The sequence below is a fragment of the Algoriphagus chordae genome, assembly GCF_003254055.1.
Classification (GTDB): Bacteria; Bacteroidota; Bacteroidia; order Cytophagales; family Cyclobacteriaceae; genus Algoriphagus; species Algoriphagus chordae.
Genome location: NZ_QKZT01000026.1, coordinates 23,352 through 42,037 on the forward strand (window position 1 = coordinate 23,352; position 18,686 = coordinate 42,037).

12 protein-coding genes are annotated in these 18,686 nt (G+C 42.6%); 8 read left to right on the plus strand and 4 right to left on the minus strand.

What is annotated here, in order from left to right; all coding sequences use genetic code 11:
- Window positions 1-9: 9 nt before the first annotated feature.
- Together LV85_RS20090 and LV85_RS20095 are read right to left on the minus strand one after the other, a co-directional pair.
- Window positions 10-3,039 carry an SbcC/MukB-like Walker B domain-containing protein gene (locus LV85_RS20090; RefSeq protein ID WP_111322802.1) on the minus strand — a complete coding sequence of 1,010 codons (3,030 nt, stop codon included), beginning with the start codon at window positions 3,037-3,039 and terminating at the stop codon, window positions 10-12.
- Complete coding sequence (locus tag LV85_RS20095; protein ID WP_211318449.1) at window positions 3,036-4,265, minus strand: metallophosphoesterase family protein; 1,230 nt, start codon at window positions 4,263-4,265, stop codon at window positions 3,036-3,038. Before LV85_RS20095 ends, LV85_RS20090 begins: the two co-directional genes overlap by 4 nt.
- Before the next feature lie 276 nt (window positions 4,266-4,541).
- Between LV85_RS20095 and LV85_RS20100 the strand changes: the two genes are divergently transcribed.
- The 4 genes from LV85_RS20100 to LV85_RS20115 all read left to right on the plus strand — a co-directional run bounded on the left by LV85_RS20100 (window position 4,542) and on the right by LV85_RS20115 (window position 12,438).
- The gene (locus tag LV85_RS20100; protein WP_111322862.1) at window positions 4,542-5,036 is read left to right on the plus strand and encodes a septal ring lytic transglycosylase RlpA family protein; all 495 of its coding nucleotides are present in this window, start codon (window positions 4,542-4,544) and stop codon (window positions 5,034-5,036) included.
- 81 nt (window positions 5,037-5,117) lie between these two features.
- The gene (locus LV85_RS20105; protein ID WP_111322804.1) at window positions 5,118-6,188 is read left to right on the plus strand and encodes an efflux RND transporter periplasmic adaptor subunit; all 1,071 of its coding nucleotides are present in this window, start codon (window positions 5,118-5,120) and stop codon (window positions 6,186-6,188) included.
- 3 nt (window positions 6,189-6,191) lie between these two features.
- Window positions 6,192-9,236: an efflux RND transporter permease subunit gene (locus LV85_RS20110; RefSeq protein WP_111322806.1), complete on the plus strand. Its 3,045-nt coding sequence runs from the start codon at window positions 6,192-6,194 to the stop codon at window positions 9,234-9,236.
- 1 nt (window position 9,237) lies between these two features.
- The gene (locus LV85_RS20115) at window positions 9,238-12,438 is read left to right on the plus strand and encodes an efflux RND transporter permease subunit (RefSeq protein ID WP_111322808.1); all 3,201 of its coding nucleotides are present in this window, start codon (window positions 9,238-9,240) and stop codon (window positions 12,436-12,438) included.
- Window positions 12,439-12,791: 353 nt separating this feature from the next.
- On the opposite strand, the gene LV85_RS20120 is transcribed toward LV85_RS20115, so the two are convergent.
- Window positions 12,792-13,943 (minus strand): ATP-binding protein, encoded by a 1,152-nt coding sequence (locus tag LV85_RS20120; RefSeq protein ID WP_111322810.1) that lies wholly within the window; start codon window positions 13,941-13,943, stop codon window positions 12,792-12,794.
- Between the two features lie 202 nt (window positions 13,944-14,145).
- Here LV85_RS20120 and LV85_RS20125 point away from each other — a divergent pair, with 202 nt between their 5' ends.
- Together LV85_RS20125 and LV85_RS20130 are read left to right on the plus strand one after the other, a co-directional pair.
- Window positions 14,146-15,336 carry a hypothetical protein gene (locus LV85_RS20125; protein WP_111322812.1) on the plus strand — a complete coding sequence of 397 codons (1,191 nt, stop codon included), beginning with the start codon at window positions 14,146-14,148 and terminating at the stop codon, window positions 15,334-15,336.
- 116 nt (window positions 15,337-15,452) lie between these two features.
- A complete protein-coding gene (locus LV85_RS20130; protein WP_111322814.1) occupies window positions 15,453-16,589 on the plus strand; it encodes a hypothetical protein in 1,137 nt (378 codons plus the stop codon).
- 60 nt (window positions 16,590-16,649) lie between these two features.
- Here LV85_RS20130 and LV85_RS20135 read toward each other — a convergent pair whose 3' ends face one another.
- Window positions 16,650-17,300 carry an outer membrane beta-barrel protein gene (locus tag LV85_RS20135; protein WP_111322816.1) on the minus strand — a complete coding sequence of 217 codons (651 nt, stop codon included), beginning with the start codon at window positions 17,298-17,300 and terminating at the stop codon, window positions 16,650-16,652.
- A 147-nt stretch (window positions 17,301-17,447) separates the two neighbouring features.
- Here LV85_RS20135 and LV85_RS22420 point away from each other — a divergent pair, with 147 nt between their 5' ends.
- Window positions 17,448-17,993, plus strand: a complete 546-nt coding sequence (locus LV85_RS22420; protein ID WP_317046474.1) for a cellulase family glycosylhydrolase — start codon at window positions 17,448-17,450, stop codon at window positions 17,991-17,993.
- Window positions 17,951-18,616 (plus strand): glycoside hydrolase family 5 protein, encoded by a 666-nt coding sequence (locus LV85_RS22425; protein ID WP_317046475.1) that lies wholly within the window; start codon window positions 17,951-17,953, stop codon window positions 18,614-18,616. Before LV85_RS22420 ends, LV85_RS22425 begins: the two co-directional genes overlap by 43 nt.
- Window positions 18,617-18,686 lie beyond the last annotated feature (70 nt).

Below are 18,686 nucleotides of genomic sequence, written 5' to 3' on the forward strand. Positions count from 1 at the left end.
GAAATATTTTTAATAAGAATAACTCACCTGAGAACCTCGCTCTGGGTCGAGTTCTATATTCGCGAAGACTCCGATTTCCTGTTGCAGATCTTCCACATGAGAGATGATTCCCACGATCCGGTTTTCATGGCGAAGTGACTTGAGAGTTTCAAAGACCACTCGAAGTGCATTCTTGTCCAATGCCCCAAAACCTTCATCCATAAAAAAGAAGCTTTGATCTGCTTGGTTGAGGGCTTTTACTTTCTCAGCAAGTGCCAGTGCGAGGCAAAGTGAGGCTTGGAAAGTCTGTCCACCGGAGAGTGTTTTAAGCAGGCGCTTCTTGCCTCCGTTCAGGTAATCAATCACCCAGAAGGTATTATTGTCGTCAATCTCCAGGCTAAGTTGGTTTTTGCAGAGTTTCATAAAGCGCACATTGGCAGTGTTGCAGAGTTCCTGTAGGTAAATGGAACTCACAAACTTCACAAAACCACTACCTCGGAACATATTGTCCAGCTCTTTGAGATAGCTTTCTCTAATTTCCAGTTTGGCGAAGTCTGCCTGAAGAATCTTCTTTTCGGCCAGTTTACTCCTTGTTTCCTGGATTTCCTTATCGAGCAAAAGAACTTGTTTTTGGAAAGACTCTGCATTGGCTTTTAAGTTCTGAAATGAAGTGTTAACCTCCTGAAACGCTTCTTCTTGAAAAGAAACTACTCCTTCTTCAGCTTCCAGTTCCTGAATTCGATCCTCAGCGATTGCGATCTTCTGATCGAACTGCTTGATCTCAAGAGCTACTTTCTCCGCATCGAGTGAGTGCTGGAATAAATGAATCAATCGCTCCTCATCTGCGAATCCATGCTGCATTTTCAAGGCTTCAAATTCTGATTTTAGCTTATCGAGCTTGACCAAACTTTGATCGCGAAGCTGAGTGAAATTGATCAGATCAGCTAAGTTCTTATCAGTCACACTGCGTTTCTCACGAAGATGCTTTTGCTTACCTTCTAGTGCCTGAAGAGCCTCCTCGATGTCTTTTTCTACCTTATCTATAGCGGATTGGATCTGCGAAGTTTCTCGGGCAAAAAATTGCTTACAGAATGCCATGTCTCTGATTTCTTCTTTTTTGGAGGAAATATTGGACTGGACAGATTGCAATTGTAATTGTGCCTGCTGAAGTTCTTTTTCATACTGATCTATGATGATTCGCTCAGAATCCCAGTTTCTACGATGTGTTTTTACTTCTTGAAGAAGCTTCTCTCGAGTTTGAGAGCTATGCTCTATGGCCTGTATTTTTGCCAAAAGCTCTTCTTGACTATCAATTCCGCTTTCTGCTAAACTGCTTTTGATGGAGCTCAGATTCTGTTTCGATTCTTGGATTTCAAGGTTTTTTCCAGCTATGTTTTTTTGATGATTTTCTAGCCGAAAGGCCAATTCACTATACTTGGATTTAGAAGCTTGAATCTGTTCCAAAAGTAATTTGGCTTCTCGTATTTGAAGATCTTTTTGAGCTAAGCCACCATCATCATCTCCATCAAGTGGATTTGGATGTTCTAAGGCACCGCAAAGTGGACATGCCTCTCCATTATGAAGCAGATGAACATGAGCTGCAAGTCCCTGCTTTTGCATCAGGATATCACGCTGTTTCTCTAGTTCTTGTATAGTTGTTTTATGAGATGCTAGCCAAGTTTCGAACGAACTTTCATTCCCAGGAATAGTGATTTTCTCTGCTTCGAGTAGTCCCTTGAGCTTCTCAATTTCTTGAGTTATTTCATTTGATTCCAATTGAATCTTACTCAATTGATTTTCTAGCTGTTTCCAGTCTTTTGCGGAGCTCATCAAATTCGCTAAGACTGAGCTATCTGTTGAGCTGATCTTTTCAGCCTCACTATCTAGCTCAGCGATTTTTGTTTCCAATGCCTTCTGAGTTTGCTTTTTACTTTCAATGGTTGGTTGCAAATTGAGCAGCGTGGCATTCGCCTGTTCTCGCTGAGCTTCTAGTCTTTGAATTTCTATGACTTTTTTCAAGTCACGGATTTTGCCTTCACGCTGTGGTCTTTCCTTGTTTTTCGCTTTGAGATCAGCTTCCTGCTCTTCAAGCTCGGCTACTTCCTTCGCAAACTCAATTTTGAAACGCTCACAATCGATCACGCTGATTTTATATTTTTCTAACTCTGCCTTAGTATCTCGAATCTGCTCCCAAACGGGTCGTAGATAGGTTTTGGCAGTAATGAATTCGGAATGCAGTTGACGTTGTTCTTCTATCTTAGGGCGCTGCAAAACAAGGTTTTCTTGTTCGGATCTGAACTTGAGCAATTGCTGGTGTTTAGCTCTGCGATTTTCTTGAAGTCGAACTTCTGCTTCTGCACTTTTTAGCTTTAGCGAAGCTGCGGCAGCTTGAGTTTGTATTTCTGAAAATTGACTTTGCTTTTCGACGAGAATATCTTCAGAGTATTCCTCTAAACTTTGCAATTGTGTTTCCAGACGGATTTTCTGCTCTTTGACAGCTTTGAGCAGAATCCCGGTTTTGAATGAAAGATCAAATCGTTCCAAACCAAAAAGCTCCTTCATCATCTTCGCCTGATCGAGAGGCTTTTGATCGATGAACTCACGGAATTTCCCTTGTGGTATAATCACCGTTTGTTTGAAGTGTTCCTTTCGCATACCAACGATCTCTTCAGCTCTTGCAGTAATCGGTTCCCAGTTTCCATCTACTTTTTCGTAGAAGGTATGCTCTGCGGGTCTGATATCATCGAAGTTTTTGGAATTCCTCTTGGCAGAATAGCGCGCCAAATAGGTTTTGGCATTGTTTCTTCCAGAACTGAATTCGAAATTCAATAGGAGCTGATCGCTCTGGAGATTGACCATGCTGTTCTTTTCTCCACGATCAGAAAGACGCTCGGTGCTGCCATAAAGGGCTAATAGAACCGCCTCCAAAATGGATGATTTCCCAGATCCGACTGCACCGAAAATCCCAAATAATCCCGCTGCAGTGAGCTTGTCAAATTCTATTGTCTGCTTCTCTTTGTAGGAATACAATCCCTGAATATCGAGTTTAATAGGAATCATGCTTGCTCGTTTTGACTGATTACTTCTTTGAAGATTGTGAGTAATTCCTCGTTGGGCTCCTGACCCTTATCACTTTGGTAGAAAAGTTTAAATAGACTTTCCATATCTTTTCCCAGGTCTTCGACCTTCAAACTTTGATTTTCCACTCCCAAAGGATTTTTGATCTGCGGAATCAAATTCACAATGCCATCGTGGGCTTTCATTATTGCTTTCCGAGTGGCGGCTTCGATAGAGCTTTCGGTGATGTAGGTCAATTCCACAAAACAGTAAGGGTTCTCTTCTAGCCAAGCTAAGGTGTCTGACAGATTATCGAATGCTTTGCGATAGAGCGGTCTCCCTTCTTTTAATCCGAGAGGTGTATAGGTGATTGGCTTTCCTGGTTCTGCTTCGATGATCACTACTTGCTTTTGCTGATCGGCTTCGCTGAAAGAGTAGGCGAGAGGCGAACTGGAATAGACCACAGGGCAGTGTTCGTGTCCGACAGAATGATATCGATGCAGGTGACCCAATGCTGCGTACTGAATTTGTGCCGGGATATTTCTGGTGAAAAGCGCTTGAGTTCCGCCTACATGAAGGATTGGTCGCTCAGATTCTGGTTCGGCCTCTGGGGTTGAACCTTCTTTCATAAAGAAAAAGTGTCCGGCAAAGAGATTAACGCCCTGATCATCGCAGTACTGATCAGCGATCTTCTTCCAATTTGCACCCATCAAATAGCGGAATTCTTCCTCACGATCTCCTTCCCCCAAATAAGTTTTCATCGAAACCTCATTGGCATATGGAGCCAAAATAACACGAACTGGAAAATCAAATTGCGGTAATTTCATTTCCACAAAACCTTCTGAAGCTTGTGTGATTTCTATACCATTGTCTAGTTTTCCAGTTGGAATGATGGTGTCATATTTTCCATAGAAAAAAATACCCATCTCACGAGCTAGAGGATCCGGAGCTTCGACAAACTGGGTGCTATCATGATTTCCTGAGATGGCGATAATTGGTCGTTTTCCTCCGTTCGTGAGTCTTCGGAGGGATTTGTAGAGCAATTCTACTGCTTCATGACTGGGGTTGAAGGTGTCAAAAATATCACCGGCTAGCAGAATCAAATCTACATTCTCACGGTCTGCGATCTGCTGGATTTCTTCCAAAACCAGTTTTTGCTCCTCCAGTCTGGAGAATTCCTGTAGTCTTTTTCCCAAGTGCCAATCTGCTGTGTGGAGGATTTTGATCATGTGCTGTCTAAAAAAGAATGTTTTTTATGTTACCGCAATTGCACCAAGACGATGTGAAAGCTGCCTAATATATGGTAAACTCTTAATTTGAGGATACTTCGGTCATCCGTCATCGGTCTTCCAGCCTGATAATCAAAGAGAAAAGAGGTGATGGTATAATTGCAGGTAAGTATAGCACCAAGTTACTCCTCAAGAGAACTAGCTGCAAGCCATTTGATACAATTGACATTAATTGGCATCTTTATTGGAAAGGCAGGCGATAATTCAGATCAGCTTATGTGGAATTGGCTTCTTATTTTTGTTGCGTCACTCTTGCCAGAGTACGCTCAGCCAGACATGGCTCCTGATGCCTTGCTGATCCAAGAGGGTACGGCTAGCTACTATGGTCGCAGATTTCATTTGAGGAAGACTTCCAATGGAGAGATCTTTCACATGGATAGCCTCACTGCAGCTCATAAAACACTTCCTTTTGATACCAGAGTTAAAGTTACAAGACCTGATACGGGAGAATTTGTCTGGGTGCGGATCAATGATCGGCTTCCCAAAAATTCTAAGCGTGTTATAGATTTGTCCCGGAAAGCAGGAACTCAGTTAGGGCTTCTCCATGATGGAATTGCTAGGGTTCGAATCGAGGCTGAAAATCTTCAGGAGATTGATAGGCTCATTGAGTATTTTGGTGATGAACCGCCTAGCACTTTGCGCTTAAGGCCTGTAGAAGACGCAATTAATCCCCCCAATTTAGAAATCGATACAACAATTCCAGTTTTTTAGAATCATTAACATCCTTATTATACCAAAGATTTTGAGATTGAAAAATTAGTTAGTTTCTTATTAGCTGAAACTACTATTTCAATGAAAAAATCTACACTCCTACTTTTCGGTGTTTTAATTACCCTGTTTTCCGCCTGTCAGGAAGACAAGGAAAAGGTCGAAGAAGCTCCCACAGAATCCTTTAGAAATGAAGTTGCAGCTACAGAAGTGAATGTTGCCACGGCTGAACGCAAAAGTTTCGATTATTTAATCCAAGCCACAGGCAAACTTGAAGCTGGGGCAGAAGTCTTGGCAGTGATTGAGCAAGCTGGCTATCTCTTAGAAGTCAATGTCCGGGAAGGGCAGTATGTGAAAAAGGGAGACATCATCGCCAAGCTAGATCCTACGGAGCCGGAGTTTAGACTTGAAAAAGCAAAAATCTCTCTGCGTAATGCCAACGCAGAATATGAATCTGCAAAGATGGGCTATGAGACCTTATTTTCTTCTGATAATTCTGAGCAAAAGGATGTGGTGGATGAGCAGTTGAAAGCTAAATCTGGTGTATTCCTAGCAGAAGTAGAGCTTCGGGAGGCGCAGATGAGTTTTGACAGATCAGTAGTAAAAGCGCCAATCTCTGGCCAAGTAGCAGACCTCAAATTCAAAGCGGGTAGTTTGGTGAGTGCCAATGCAGAGCTTTGTCAGGTATTGGGAACCAGTGAATTCATCCTAAAAGTAAAAGTGCTGGAATCAGATATCAGTCTTATCTCCATTAATCAAAAAGCAGAAGTTTACCCGATCTCAAATACCCAAACTGCGCTGCATGGAAAGGTAACAGGTATCAATCCTAGGGTAGATGAATCTGGGTTAGTCCAAGTTTCGATTACCCTCGCAGCTAACAAGGCTTTACTTCCAGGAATGAATGCCAGAGCCATTATCCGTGCTCCGCAAAATAATTCTCTGGTCGTTCCTAAGGATGCACTCGTCTATAGATCGGGCAGAGCGGTAGTTTTCTCCATAGAAAATAAAGAGTCCAAATGGAACTACGTGGAGGTGGGCAAGGACAATGGAGAAGAAGTGGAGATATTGGATGGACTTGAAGAAAACAGCACAGTAATCACTTCCAATAATTTACAGCTCGCGCATCAGGCTCCAGTTCAAATTATAAAAGAATAAGCCATGGTTAGATTTTTACTGGCCCGGCCGATAGCAGTTTTTATGACTTTTATGGCGCTGATGGTTTTTTCCTTCATCGTCCTGCGCACCCTGCCGATTTCGCTTTTGCCACCGATCGATGTGCCGCAAATAGTAGTGAAAGTATCTTATCCAAATGCCTCTCCTGAGGCTATAGAGCAAAATGTTCTGAGCCGAATTCGTGAAGGATTGATCACCTTGAATGGCTTGGAGGAAATGGATTCCAAAGCTGGTTCTGAAGTGGGCACCATCAGATTGACTTTCGATTACAGTACCAAAATGGAGCTGGCTTATATCGATGTCAATGAGAAAATAGACCGCATGACTAATGGTCTTCCTGAGGATCTGGGTCGTCCTGAAGTTATCCGAATCAACACCTCTGATATTCCTGTCGCCCGAGTTCAGGTGGTGCCAAAGGAGGGAGCAGATGAAGTAGAAGTGAGTTTGCTTGCAGAGAATGTCCTAAAGAAAAGGATAGAGCAGCTTCCAGGAGTTTCTCTGGTGGATATTAATGGGAAAAAAGAGCGGATTATCACCGTAAAGCCTAATGAGGAGGCATTGTCAGCCTTAGGCATGACCCAGCAAAACGTGATTTCTGCCATTCAATCAGGTAATTCTGAGCTACCGGGGATTTCTGTCAAAGATGGACAATTCCGCTACTACCTTCGACTGGCGACAAGAGTTGACACGCCCACAGACATTGAGAGCTTGCCAGTGGCTGCTTCTTCTGGAGTGATTATTCCATTGGGAAAATTAGCTGAGGTGACTTATGAAACTCAGGAGACGCTGGGTTACCACCTGTTTGGGACGCAGGAAGGTCTAGTAATTACGGTCCACAAACAGGCTTCCGCCAAAATGAATGAGCTAATTCCTGCGCTGAAAGATGCGCTAGAATTATTCAAAGAGGATTACGCTCAGGTTGATTTTGAGTTGACCCAAGATCAGTCAAACCTCCTAAATGCCGCGATTTCTAATTTGGAAACCTCCTTGCTTTTTGGAGGCGTTTTCGCATTTGCAGTGCTCTTTCTCTTTATGAAGGATTACAGACTTCCATTGATCATCGGGGTGAGTTTGCCGTCTTCTTTGTTGATATCATTTTTGATTTTCTACTTTTTCGACCTTTCTATTAATATCATTTCTCTGTCGGGTTTGGCACTCGGGATCGGAATGCTGATTGATAATGCGATTATCGTTTTGGATAATATTACCCGAAAGCGCGAGTCTGGCTTGCCGCTTTTCGATGCCTGCGTGGAAGGCGTAGACGAGGTGATGGGAGCGCTGGTCAGTTCTGTGTTGACGACGCTGGCGGTGTTTGTTCCGCTGGTTTTCTTGAGCGGGATTTCCGGAGCCTTGTTCTTTGATCAGGCAGTGGCGGTGACAGCGATTCTATCGGTTTCTCTTGCGGTGGCTTTTATTCTGCTTCCCATGCTTTATTTTCTCTTTTTCTCTAAAAGCCAAAAAGCCTATGATGATGGCGAGGGAGCTTTTTTCACCAAGGTCTTGGCAGCCTATGAATTTGGCTATCGCAAAATTGCCGGAAATAGGAAAGTGGCCTTGATGGTATTTCTATTGCTTATTCCACTGGGATTGGCAGTAAGTCTTTTGCTGAAAACAACTGGTTTGCCGGAGATCGAAAAACTGGATGCCACGCTAGATGTGGATTGGAGCGAACCGATTTCGGCTGCTGAAAATAGAGATCGAGTGCTCACACTTTTGAAAAGCATGGAAGGCAAGTATGATCAGGTGGAAGCCGATGTGGGAGTGAAGCAGTTTTTGCTTTTCGATGGGGAGAATTCCATCCAACAGTCCTTGCTTTATTTCCTCTTCCCTACGGTAGAAGAAAAAGAAGTTGCGATCAAGGAATTGGAAGCTAACCTAAAGAATAATTATCCCGAAGCATCCTTTACCCTAGGCGATGCGCCAAATGCCTTTGATCAGCTATTCAGTTCCAATATGCCTTATTACGAAGTGCGCTGGAAAGATCTGACAGCAAAAGAACCGGTGCCCGAGGAAAAGATGGACCCTTGGCTTAGTCAGTTTCCAACTCAAGAATGGGAACGTGGACCGGGCTTGCAGAAGGAAGCCTCGGTGGTCTTTACACTTCGGGCAGATAAAATGGCAACCTATCAGATTCCTGTAGATGCTGTTCAAAATCAGATTGCCAAGCTTTTTGGAAGCTTCACCATTACTGATATCAGACGGTTTGGAGAAATCACGCCAATTCGGCTGAAGGAGCCTAATGAGCGATTTGAAGATATTCTTCGCAATACACGATTGATCGCCTCGGATACGACTTCTTATATTCTCGGTGAATTTGTAGAATATCAATATGAGGATCACTACAAGTACGTGACTGCTGACAAGGGCGGTATTTATCAATCGCTGAATATAACTACTGAGAATCCTGATGAGAATGCCAGTGACTACCTGCGCTGGGGTCAGGAGAAAAACCTAGGAGTGACGGTAGTCGGCCAATACTTTAGAGATAAGGAGAATATCCGTCAATTGATCGGGATTTTGCTTATTTCGGTCTTGCTGCTGTACTTTATTTTGGCTGCACAATTTGAGAGTTTTATCCAGCCGCTAATTGTGGTATTCACCCTTCCGCTGGGAATCGGAGGAGCATTTCTGGTGCTGTTACTTTTCGGTGCTTCGCTGAATGTGATGTCTGCGATCGGGCTGGTGGTGATGCTGGGAATCATGGTCAACGATGCGATCCTGAAGATCGATACGATCAATCGACTTCGCGCTACTTATGTGGAATCAGACGCGATTTCAGCAGCTGAGGCTTTGGAAATGGCACTGCATAAAGCTGGGCAGATTCGTCTCAAGCCAATTTTGATGACTTCTATTACGACGATTCTGGCATTGATTCCGATTGTATTTAGTTCTGGTTTGGGAGCAGATTTGCAGCGACCACTGGTATATGCAGTAATTGGAGGTTTGACGATCGGTACGCTCACTGCTCTGTACTTTGTGCCATTAGCTTACTGGTTTACTGTTTCCAAGAAATCTTTGAAAGCGGCCTAATATGACTCCATTCAGAATTCTGATAGTCTTTGTAGTCGTGTCAATCCTAGGGTTGGCGGTGATCCCTATGCTTTCTGTGGATTTGAATCCCAAGGAGCGATCGCCGATTTTGTCTATCTCTTATGGAATCAATAATGCTTCTCCAGAAATCGTGGAGAAACTGGCTACTTCGCCATTAGAAGGCGCTTTTTCCCGCCTGACTGAGCTAAAGGAAATCAAATCAACTTCCAATTACAACGGAGGGTACATTATACTCACCTTCGACAAGAAGTCGGATATGGAGATGAAGAAGTTTGAAATCTCTTCCATGATCCGGCAGATTTATCCTCAGATGGATCAGCGGGTTGGTTATCCTACCGTCGCACAATCATCTCAAGCGAGGTCAGATGAGAAAACACCGATATTGACCTATAGTGTCAATGGCCCATTTGCTTCCTTTGAGATCAAGAAAATAGCGGAGGATATACTCAAACCCGCACTGACACGATACGAAGAGGTGGAGGAAGTGGATGTACGCGGGGCAAATGATCTACAGCTTTTTGTTACCTACGATATTCAAAAGATGCAGGCTTTTGGCATCACTAGAAGTCAGCTGAGTTCAAGTATAAATAGTGCCTTTGGATTGACTTTTCCTGGAGCAGTGATGAACAAGGAAGGCAAAACGCTTTTCGTACAAGTGGATCGATCGCTGATGGATAAGGATCAACTGGAGACCTTGGTTGTAAGCGAAAGGGATGGGATGGAAATTCGACTCCGTGATGTCGCAAGTCTGACGCTAGAAGAAGCCGAACCTACCCGATACTATAGAATCAATGGAAATAACTCGGTGACGCTTTCGGTGTTTAACCGCGATGGGATTAATAAAGTCTTGCTGGCGCAAAACCTAAAGCTTGCTATCCAAGATGCTGGAAAGCTGCTTCCTGCGGGGTTTGAAGTGCGTTTAGAAAATGACGACACCGAATACCTAGAAAAGGAACTGAATAAAATCTACAAGAGATCCGGACTTTCGATCCTGATTTTGGTGGTTTTTATCTTTCTGATCAATAGAAATATCAAGTATCTGAGTATTCTGTTTTTGGGGATTTTGGCAAACCTCAGCCTCTGTGCGATCGTGCTGTATTTCCTCAAAGTGGATATCCATTTATATTCTTTGGCAGGATTGACGATTAGTTTTGGATTGATCGTGGACAATGCGATCATTATGATCGATCACTTGCACAAGCACAAAAACCGTCGGGTTTTCTTAGCGCTGATGGCCGCTTCCTTGACTACTATTGCTGCGCTGATGATTGTCTTTTTCCTACCAGAAGAAGACCGCAAAAACCTGACAGAATTCTCCATAGTTGTTTCGGTGATGCTGGGAATCTCGCTGTTGATCGCCTTGGTTTTTACTCCGGCATTCTATCAAGTGATGTTCAAGGAATCCGTAACACAAGGAAGGAAATTGACCATCCCCAAGTTGCGAAAACGTGTGAGAGCTTTGCGAAGCTATGAGAAGGGAATAGCCTGGACTGCGCACTATAGAAAGACATTCATCACCTTACTCATTTTGCTTTTTGGAACGCCTATTTTTTTCCTTCCTGCCAAATGGGAAGATCAGGAATGGTACAACAAGACTATCGGAAATACCTTCTATCAGGAAGAAGTTAGGCCCTATGTGGACAAAGCACTGGGTGGTTCCATGCGGATGTTTACGCGGGGTGTATATGAGAAAAGTGGCTATCGTGAGGCTGCCAAGACTAGGCTTTACGTGAATTGCCGATTGCCTTTTGGGAATACCCTGGAGCAAATGGACTTTATCATGCGCGAGTTTGAGTCTTACCTGAAGGATGTGGAAGGGATAGACCAGTTTGTGACTTCGGTGAACTCAGGTCAAAGTGCTAGGATAGAAATCACCTTCAAGGAGGCTTATGAAAATGGGGCTTTGCCGTATCAGCTAAAGGGAAAACTCTCGGTGAAATCTACCGATTGGTCTGGAGCGCAGTGGAATGTGTATGGCGTAGGACAGGGCTTTTATACCGGAGGTTCCAGTGATCAGATTCCAAGTTATCGGGTGAAAATGAAGGGCTACAATTTTGATGAGTTGGAGCGGCAAGCGAATGTGTTGGCAGAAAAGCTCTTGGTGCATAAGCGGATCCAGGAAGTGAAAACCAATGAGAGAGCGGGCTATGGCGAGCAGAAAACGGAAGAATATGTACTACGGCTGGACCAGAATAAGATAGCCTTAGGTCAAACCAATCAATACGAAGTAATCACTGCCTTGCAGGATATGTCCAAACCTCGGGGAGCATCCAACATGCTGACCTTGGAGGATAAGAACTATGGCCTGGTAATCCGGGAGCGCAAATCGGATGACTTCAGCAAGTTTGATTTGGAGCAAAAGGGGCTGATAGGCGGAGAGAATAGAATTTACAAAATCTCTGATTATGGAACCTTGACCAAGGAGACTACAACCAATTCCCTGAACAAAGAGGATCGTCAATATATCCGTATAGTGGCATTTGAATATATGGGATCAGGGAAATTTGGGAATGAGTACCTCGAAGAGGTGCTCGATGAGATGAAGCAGATTATGCCGATCGGCTATGAAGCCAAGAAGGATTCCTACAATTGGAACTATGATCAACAAAAACGTCAATACTCATTGTTGGGCTTGTTGATCATCGGGATTTTTATGATTTGCTCAGTGTTGTTTGAGAATCTGAAGCAGCCGGTATATATCATCGTGATTATCCCGATTAGTTTCATTGGGCTGTTTTTGATCTTTTCGCTCTTTGATTTTTACTTCGATCAGGGTGGTTATGCTGCCTTTGTGATGCTGGGAGGATTGGCTGTGAATGCCGGGATCTTTATCGTCAATGATCTTAATAATAGGAGTCAGGGGCTATATAATAGAAATGTGCTCAAGTCTGTAGCGGGTAAGGCTGTTCCGATATTACTAACAATTTTGTCCACCTGTTTTGGTTTGATTCCATTTATTATGGAGGGTCAAAATGAGATTTTCTGGTTCTCTCTAGCGATAGGGACGATTGGCGGATTGATCTTCAGTATGATTGGGGTGTTCTGGGTCTTGCCGGTGTTGTTGTGGAAAAAATCTCTCGCAACGGCGCAACGGCGCGACGATTCTATTTCTGTCAAGAAGGATAAACGAAAGTGGTTTTTCTCGCGGCGGCGCGGCGGCGCAGCGTTGGATAAGGGTTGAGTTTTTTTTGAACCTCGAAGGTTTTGAGTAGAGGGTTTAATCTCTCGCTAAGACACAAAGGCGCAAATGGTTTTTCTTGCTCGGAAGGCACGGTGGCAGCGTTAGATAACGGTTGAGGTGCCTGCCTACCGGAAGACAGGTTATCCCCAACGTCGAAGACTTGGGGATCTCCTCGAAGGTTTTGAATTGATACATTATTAAACCGGTGTAGGAATAGGGCTGTACCTAACGGCACAGCTGAAATAATTATCATGACGTATTCCTATTCATAGTTTGCCCCTAAAGGGGCGAGAAAAAAGATAGAAGAAAGTAAGATCACCAATCCTTTTTTGAATGGGAGAGGAAAATGACCGTTATCCAGAAATCATTTGGATGAAATGAGTAAGCCCCACCACCTGAATGTTTTTTGCCATGGGGTAATTTTCTTCTCTGGGGATAACGACATGCAGTAGTTCTATTCCCAAATCTTCCATTGCTAGATAGGTGCCTTTGGTGAGCTTGGGGCTAAGGCTGAATTTGATTTCTGCGGCTGCAAGCCATTGGTTATTACGCCTGATCAAGAGGTCAATTTCTGCGCCATCGTGTGTTCTATAGTAGTACATTTCGTCATCGGATTTCAATACCGCAGCGGTTTGATTGATGACAAAAGCTTCCCATGAACTGCCCAAGACGACATTTCCAAAGATGCTGTCCATATTCTTGATCCCAAGCAGATAGTGCAGCATTCCTGTATCACGGAAGTAAAGTTTGGGTGATTTGATCAATCTTTTCTTCGTGTTGACTGACCAGGCAGTTAACTCTCTCAATAGAAATGCATCCAAAAGAAATCCCAAATATGTCTTGATGGTAGGAACAGATAAGCCTAAGGATTTGGCATAAGTAGAATAGCTGAGAATTCCACCATGCGCAGAGGCAATCATCATCAAGAATTGCCTTGTCACCCTAGGATCTGCTGGTAATCCATATTGTGGTAAATCCCGCTGGATGTAATTCGTGGTGAAACTGCGGTACCAATCTTGGACAAAATCCGAATCATGTGACAAGGCAGGCTCAGGAAATCCTCCATAAATCCAGAGATTTTGTATTGTTATTTTTCCTTCTATTTCCAAAATAGAAAGCGGAGTCATTTCGAGGTAGTTGATTCTTCCGGCCAAACTTTCGGAACTTTGGCGAAGTAAGGAAGGTGAAGCAGATCCGAGAATTACAAATCTCCCCGGTTTTCTATTTTCATCAATGAGAGCTCTCAGTAAAGGGAAAATAGCAGGCTGATGTTGGATTTCATCTAGGATGATGGTTTTGTCTTCATTTTGGGAGAAAAATAACTCAGGATCTTTGAGCTTGTTGATGTCTGAATTCTTTTCGAGATCAAGATAAATAGTGTTTGCATCAAGCAATAGCTGTTTTGCGACAGTAGTTTTACCTACTTGCCTAGGTCCTACAATTCCTGTGACAGGAAAACGGGCAGTTGATTTTAAGAAGAGGGTTTCTATAAATCGCTTTATCATCCCCGTAAATTTAAAAATAAATTTTAAAAATACGGGGATAAATGAATTTTCTTTATGGCATTGTCCTATAATTCCTAGCTTTCCCGACTAACTTAGAACTTTAACTCATTGCTATGAAATCGAGCAGGATTCCAGCTTTACAGACTGGGATGATTATAAATCCTACGAGATTCTATATAGCCATTAAAAAAAAAACAATCACATGACTAAATCTACTTTTGTAGCCCTCACTACACTTTTTGCAATCACACTTTTCTCCTGCTCCGAATCCGATAAAGAAGTTACTGATACAACCACCGATCCCTTTCAGGAATTGGAGTTTGAAGTGGTAGATTCTATTATGGTGGACGAGTTGGAAAATCTGGCGGTCTTAGATTACTTGCCTTCTAAGGATCAGTATCTGATGAAAAAGCTTCGAAAAGGAGAAGTATTTATCGTAGATAGTAAGGGTGAAATACTGCTCAAAAAGGATATAGCTGGCGAAGGGCCAAATCAGATTCAGATGGTGGGAGAAGGCCGGTTTTATGGAGAAGATGGCTATATTTTTAAAGAGTTCTCTGCGACTATGGATTTTAATTTGTTTGACTTGGATTTTCAGAAAACCAGGAAGTTTAAGGGTACTATGCAAGAAATGATGGCGATTTTTATCTCAAACAATCGACAGACTTTTTCGGTATATGAGCATGATGGAGAGAAATTTTTGTTTGGGGAAGAGTTTAATTCCTTTTCTAAAGCGGATATAGACTATGATGAAATTGGGGCGGATTTTTACAATAAGGCCAACATGGGTTTTATCTATGATTTAGGGCAGGATTCTGTTCAATTTGTCAATACCTATCCCAATGATTGGGCAGCAAAGAAAAACCAATCTTGGGTGGGAGTGAGTTATCCGTATTTAGCTTATGATCCTACGTCAAAAACGGTAGTTTCTTTGCCCACTAGTGGGGATCAACTGGGGGTTTATACCCTAAAAGGGAATGACCTGGTCTATGAAAAATCAGTGGAATTGACGCATCCTGAGAGAGCCGGATTTGAGGCAAAGGAAGATACTAACCCATCAGTATATCCTGGATTTTATGATGTCAAAATCTTTGGTGAGTACCAGCTAATCCAATTTATAACTGCTATGCCAGAGGATATTTTCAATGGATTTAGGGCTCAGGGAGAGAACTACTGGCAAGATCCAGCTTTTGGGGAGGCTGCGAAGAAATATAGAAAGCGGAAATATATCGTAGTGAAAAACGGGGTTCAGATCGGTATAGTAAATGAGCTTCCTATGTTTGGAGACATATATTTCGGTCTTCCTGACGGAACGCTAATCGTCAAAGCTGCTGACGGAGAAGTGGAGCGGGATTATAATCTGTTTTATAAGGTGAGGTTGGTGGAGGAGTGAAAAGGCTGACATTATCTCTTTCCCCTAAGAATTATTAACAGCCTCCGTAGGTATTAACTCCTGAAAAACCTTTAGTTTGTGTTACTTATATTTTTGGTTTATAGAGTAGAACACACATGAAGAATTTATTGTTTTTGGGAATTATATCCTTTCTATTTGGATGCACTGAGGAGAAATCCTCCTCAGTGCCCAGTTACCAAATCTCCTTCAGTGAGGAATTAAGCTTGGACTTTGGTGATGTCGGGATGTCTTCTGAAGTGCCTTTTTCTATTTCTCCGTTAGACGAGAATAGTGAGTCGTTTTTGGTTTCTAATTCCTTCTATAGGCGATTAGACACTGTATCATTTAGCCCAGAGAAAATGAGGATGGTACCTGGTGTGGAGGTTCCCAAAGAGGGACCGGGTAGTATTCCTGGTTTTGCTACTTTCAGTTATACAGAGCAGGGAATTCTTTTCTTTACACCTAATGAGTTTTACTATTTCAAAGATGGAGAGACGATTAAGATTAGGATGAGTGAAGTATTTAGCGATGGTAGTAAATCACTAAAGTCAATTTACGGCTATGATGTAACTAACGGAATATTTAAGTCAGCTTCATTTAAAGGAGATTTTATTAGTATGATTGTTAAGGATTCAGAAACTGAAAAGTATACTCTTATGAAGTATGATTTTGAAACCTTTGAAGAAATACCTTTTTCATTTGATTCGGAACAGATTTCAAAACATAGGATTTCTTTTGACTTTGCTAAAGGATCTACCGTTTCAAATTCTTTTTCTCCTTATTTAACTGTCGCTGATTCTGTGCTCATTGTATCCTATCCGTTTATGAATAAAATAAGTAAGATTGGATTAGATGATCTGAAGCAAGTAGACTTTCTATATGAATCGATGCTTTTCAAGACTCAGAAAGATTTGCCAGAGCAGAAAAATGATTTTAAGGATTTATCTGAATTTATGGAAATTAATTCTAGATGGAGCAAAGATGTCAATTATGGATCTGTATATAGATTAAATAATGGCTTGCTGTATCGGATAGTATTTGAAGCTCAAGATGAATCTCCTAAGAAATTTTTAGAGTTATTTGATAACTCACTTAAAAAGATAATTGAATTTGATCTCACAGCCATTCAGTCAAAGCTGAAACCATTTTATATCACAGTAGAAGGAAAAATCCTTATACAATCCTCCAAAGATCCAGATGAGGATGTTTTTAAGTATTATCTGATATCTGTTGATTCCGCAGGAGTGAATTAGTACAATTCAATGTTTCTCACCTAAACGCATCATACACCACAATCCCCACAGAAGCTGTAATCAGCTGTAGAGGATTTTGACGGGGATTGTATTCAAATCTCCATCGCCTTTATCCGGTAAGTAATTGGTGTCTCCCTTGGTCAGGAAGCGCATGGTTCCTCCATCTTGGTAATTGATTCTTAATTCCAGTTTTCCTCCCTCGATTCCCGGAAGTGGAAATTGAACTCCTCCGCCGATCTTATAGGCAAAAGCCCAGTCCTGCATGTCTTTTCCTGCTTCCACTACATTTTCAAAAATAGATGGGCGTATTTTAAATCTGGAATAGAGGTAGTTAGCGCCTGCCTGGATTTCAATAAATGGAGTCAATTTGCTGGTCAGTGAAGGTAAGTATCGGAATACCGCCATACCCGAAGTATAATTATTGTTCCTTCTGAGTCTGTAATCAACTGTATACCCCGGATAAAAATCATTTCTCACCTCTACCTTGGTGCCATAGATGCCATAGCTCAATTCCATTCCTACTTGAATAGGTTGAGCATAGAATTCATACAATAGTATTCCGGATAAGGTTGGGAAAAATGTTTTGTCCACTTCTTGCTTCAACTTCGATACAGGCACGCCACCATTGAGATACCCTCCAGCTATGAAAAATTGCGCTTTAAGACTTGTAGCACTGGCTAGAAAAAGAAGAATGAGTAAAGATTTCCGCATGAGCTTAGAGTTAGCTATGCATACGGGATAAATAGGTCGGTTTGTTTAGAGAATTCCAAAAAAATAAAGGAGAAGCCATTTATGTATTGTTCAAGCCATCGGCTTGATGCCTTTAGTATCTTGACGGTAACAAACCTAAAATAACCGATGAACACATCAGATACCCGCAGGGATTTCATTAAGAAATCTGCTCTGCTAGGCACAGGACTAAGCTTAGCTGCTGGCACCTCGTTTCAGGCTTTCGCTGAAGCAGCCAAATCCAAAAATAAACTCCCAGCCTGGAAAGGCTTTAACCTACTCGATTTTTTCTCCCATGATCCGAATGGGGGCAGGCCAACCAAGCCCGAATATATCCAATGGATCGCCGATTGGGGATTTGATTTTGCCCGGATTCCTATTTCGTATCCAAGCTACCTGGATATTGATCGTTCGCGTCCGATTCGGCCAGATGAGGTGTTGAATTTTGACGAAAGTCGTTTGGAGAAAGTGGATGAACTGGTCGAGCGATGTATTTCCCAAGGATTGCATGTGAGCCTGAATCTACATCGAGCACCTGGCTTTTGTATCAATGCAGGCTTTATTTCCTACTTGAACCCTATAATCTCTGGAAAGATCAGGAAGCGCTGGATGCATTCTGTGCGCATTGGGATATGTGGGCAAATCGATATAAGGGAATTTCCAAGAAGAAACTGAGCTTTGATCTGGTGAATGAACCTTTTCAACGAGAAGATCCCAATGATCAGCACAGTCCTGGCGGGTCTGTGGATATGGTCGATTACCGTCGCGTGGCCGAAGCTGCTTTGGACACCATCAAATCCGTAAAAAAATCTCGGTTGGTGATCGCAGATGGGAATGGTGGTGGAGGCATTGCGATGCCGGAGTTGGCTGATTTGGAGCTTGCGCAAAGCTGTCGGGGATACCACCCTTTCCCTATTTCACACTACAAAGCAGGTTGGGTTTATAAAGATCCTTCTACGGTACCGCCTGTAGATTGGCCATTGACGCAGGGAGAAAGAGTCTTGGATATTGATAATATCCGTGAATACTATGCGCCCTGGAAAGCCTTGATCGATCAGGGAGTTGGCGTACACTGTGGGGAATGTGGTTGCTACAATGAGACTCCACACGAGGTGTTCCTAAGCTGGTTTGGCGATGTATTGACTGTCTTGAAAGAAAATGGAATTGGCTTCGGCATCTGGGAGTTCTCTGGTGCTTTCGGAGTGATGAACTCTGGCAGAAAAGATGTGGAGTACGAAGATTGGTACGGTGAGAAGCTCGATCGGAAGTTTTTGGAATTGCTTAGAGCTCAGATTTGAATTCTTGTTTTGGTGGGTGTTTACTCAGCGTGATATCATGAAACGATATCATTTTTATACTCTATTGGTA

What these genes read in the sequence shown, in the direction of transcription:
- LV85_RS20130 (WP_111322814.1), top strand. Translation starts at nt 15,453, where the DNA reads ATGAAGAATTTATTGTTTTTGGGAATTATATCCTTTCTATTTGGATGC.
- LV85_RS20100 (WP_111322862.1), top strand. Translation starts at nt 4,542, where the DNA reads ATGTGGAATTGGCTTCTTATTTTTGTTGCGTCACTCTTGCCAGAGTAC.
- LV85_RS20120 (WP_111322810.1), bottom strand. Translation starts at nt 13,943, where the DNA reads ATGATAAAGCGATTTATAGAAACCCTCTTCTTAAAATCAACTGCCCGT.
- LV85_RS22420 (WP_317046474.1), top strand. Translation starts at nt 17,448, where the DNA reads ATGAACACATCAGATACCCGCAGGGATTTCATTAAGAAATCTGCTCTG.
- LV85_RS20125 (WP_111322812.1), top strand. Translation starts at nt 14,146, where the DNA reads ATGACTAAATCTACTTTTGTAGCCCTCACTACACTTTTTGCAATCACA.
- LV85_RS20095 (WP_211318449.1), bottom strand. Translation starts at nt 4,265, where the DNA reads ATGATCAAAATCCTCCACACAGCAGATTGGCACTTGGGAAAAAGACTA.
- LV85_RS20105 (WP_111322804.1), top strand. Translation starts at nt 5,118, where the DNA reads ATGAAAAAATCTACACTCCTACTTTTCGGTGTTTTAATTACCCTGTTT.
- LV85_RS20115 (WP_111322808.1), top strand. Translation starts at nt 9,238, where the DNA reads ATGACTCCATTCAGAATTCTGATAGTCTTTGTAGTCGTGTCAATCCTA.
- LV85_RS20135 (WP_111322816.1), bottom strand. Translation starts at nt 17,300, where the DNA reads ATGCGGAAATCTTTACTCATTCTTCTTTTTCTAGCCAGTGCTACAAGT.
- LV85_RS20090 (WP_111322802.1), bottom strand. Translation starts at nt 3,039, where the DNA reads ATGATTCCTATTAAACTCGATATTCAGGGATTGTATTCCTACAAAGAG.
- LV85_RS22425 (WP_317046475.1), top strand. Translation starts at nt 17,951, where the DNA reads ATGTGGGCAAATCGATATAAGGGAATTTCCAAGAAGAAACTGAGCTTT.
- LV85_RS20110 (WP_111322806.1), top strand. Translation starts at nt 6,192, where the DNA reads ATGGTTAGATTTTTACTGGCCCGGCCGATAGCAGTTTTTATGACTTTT.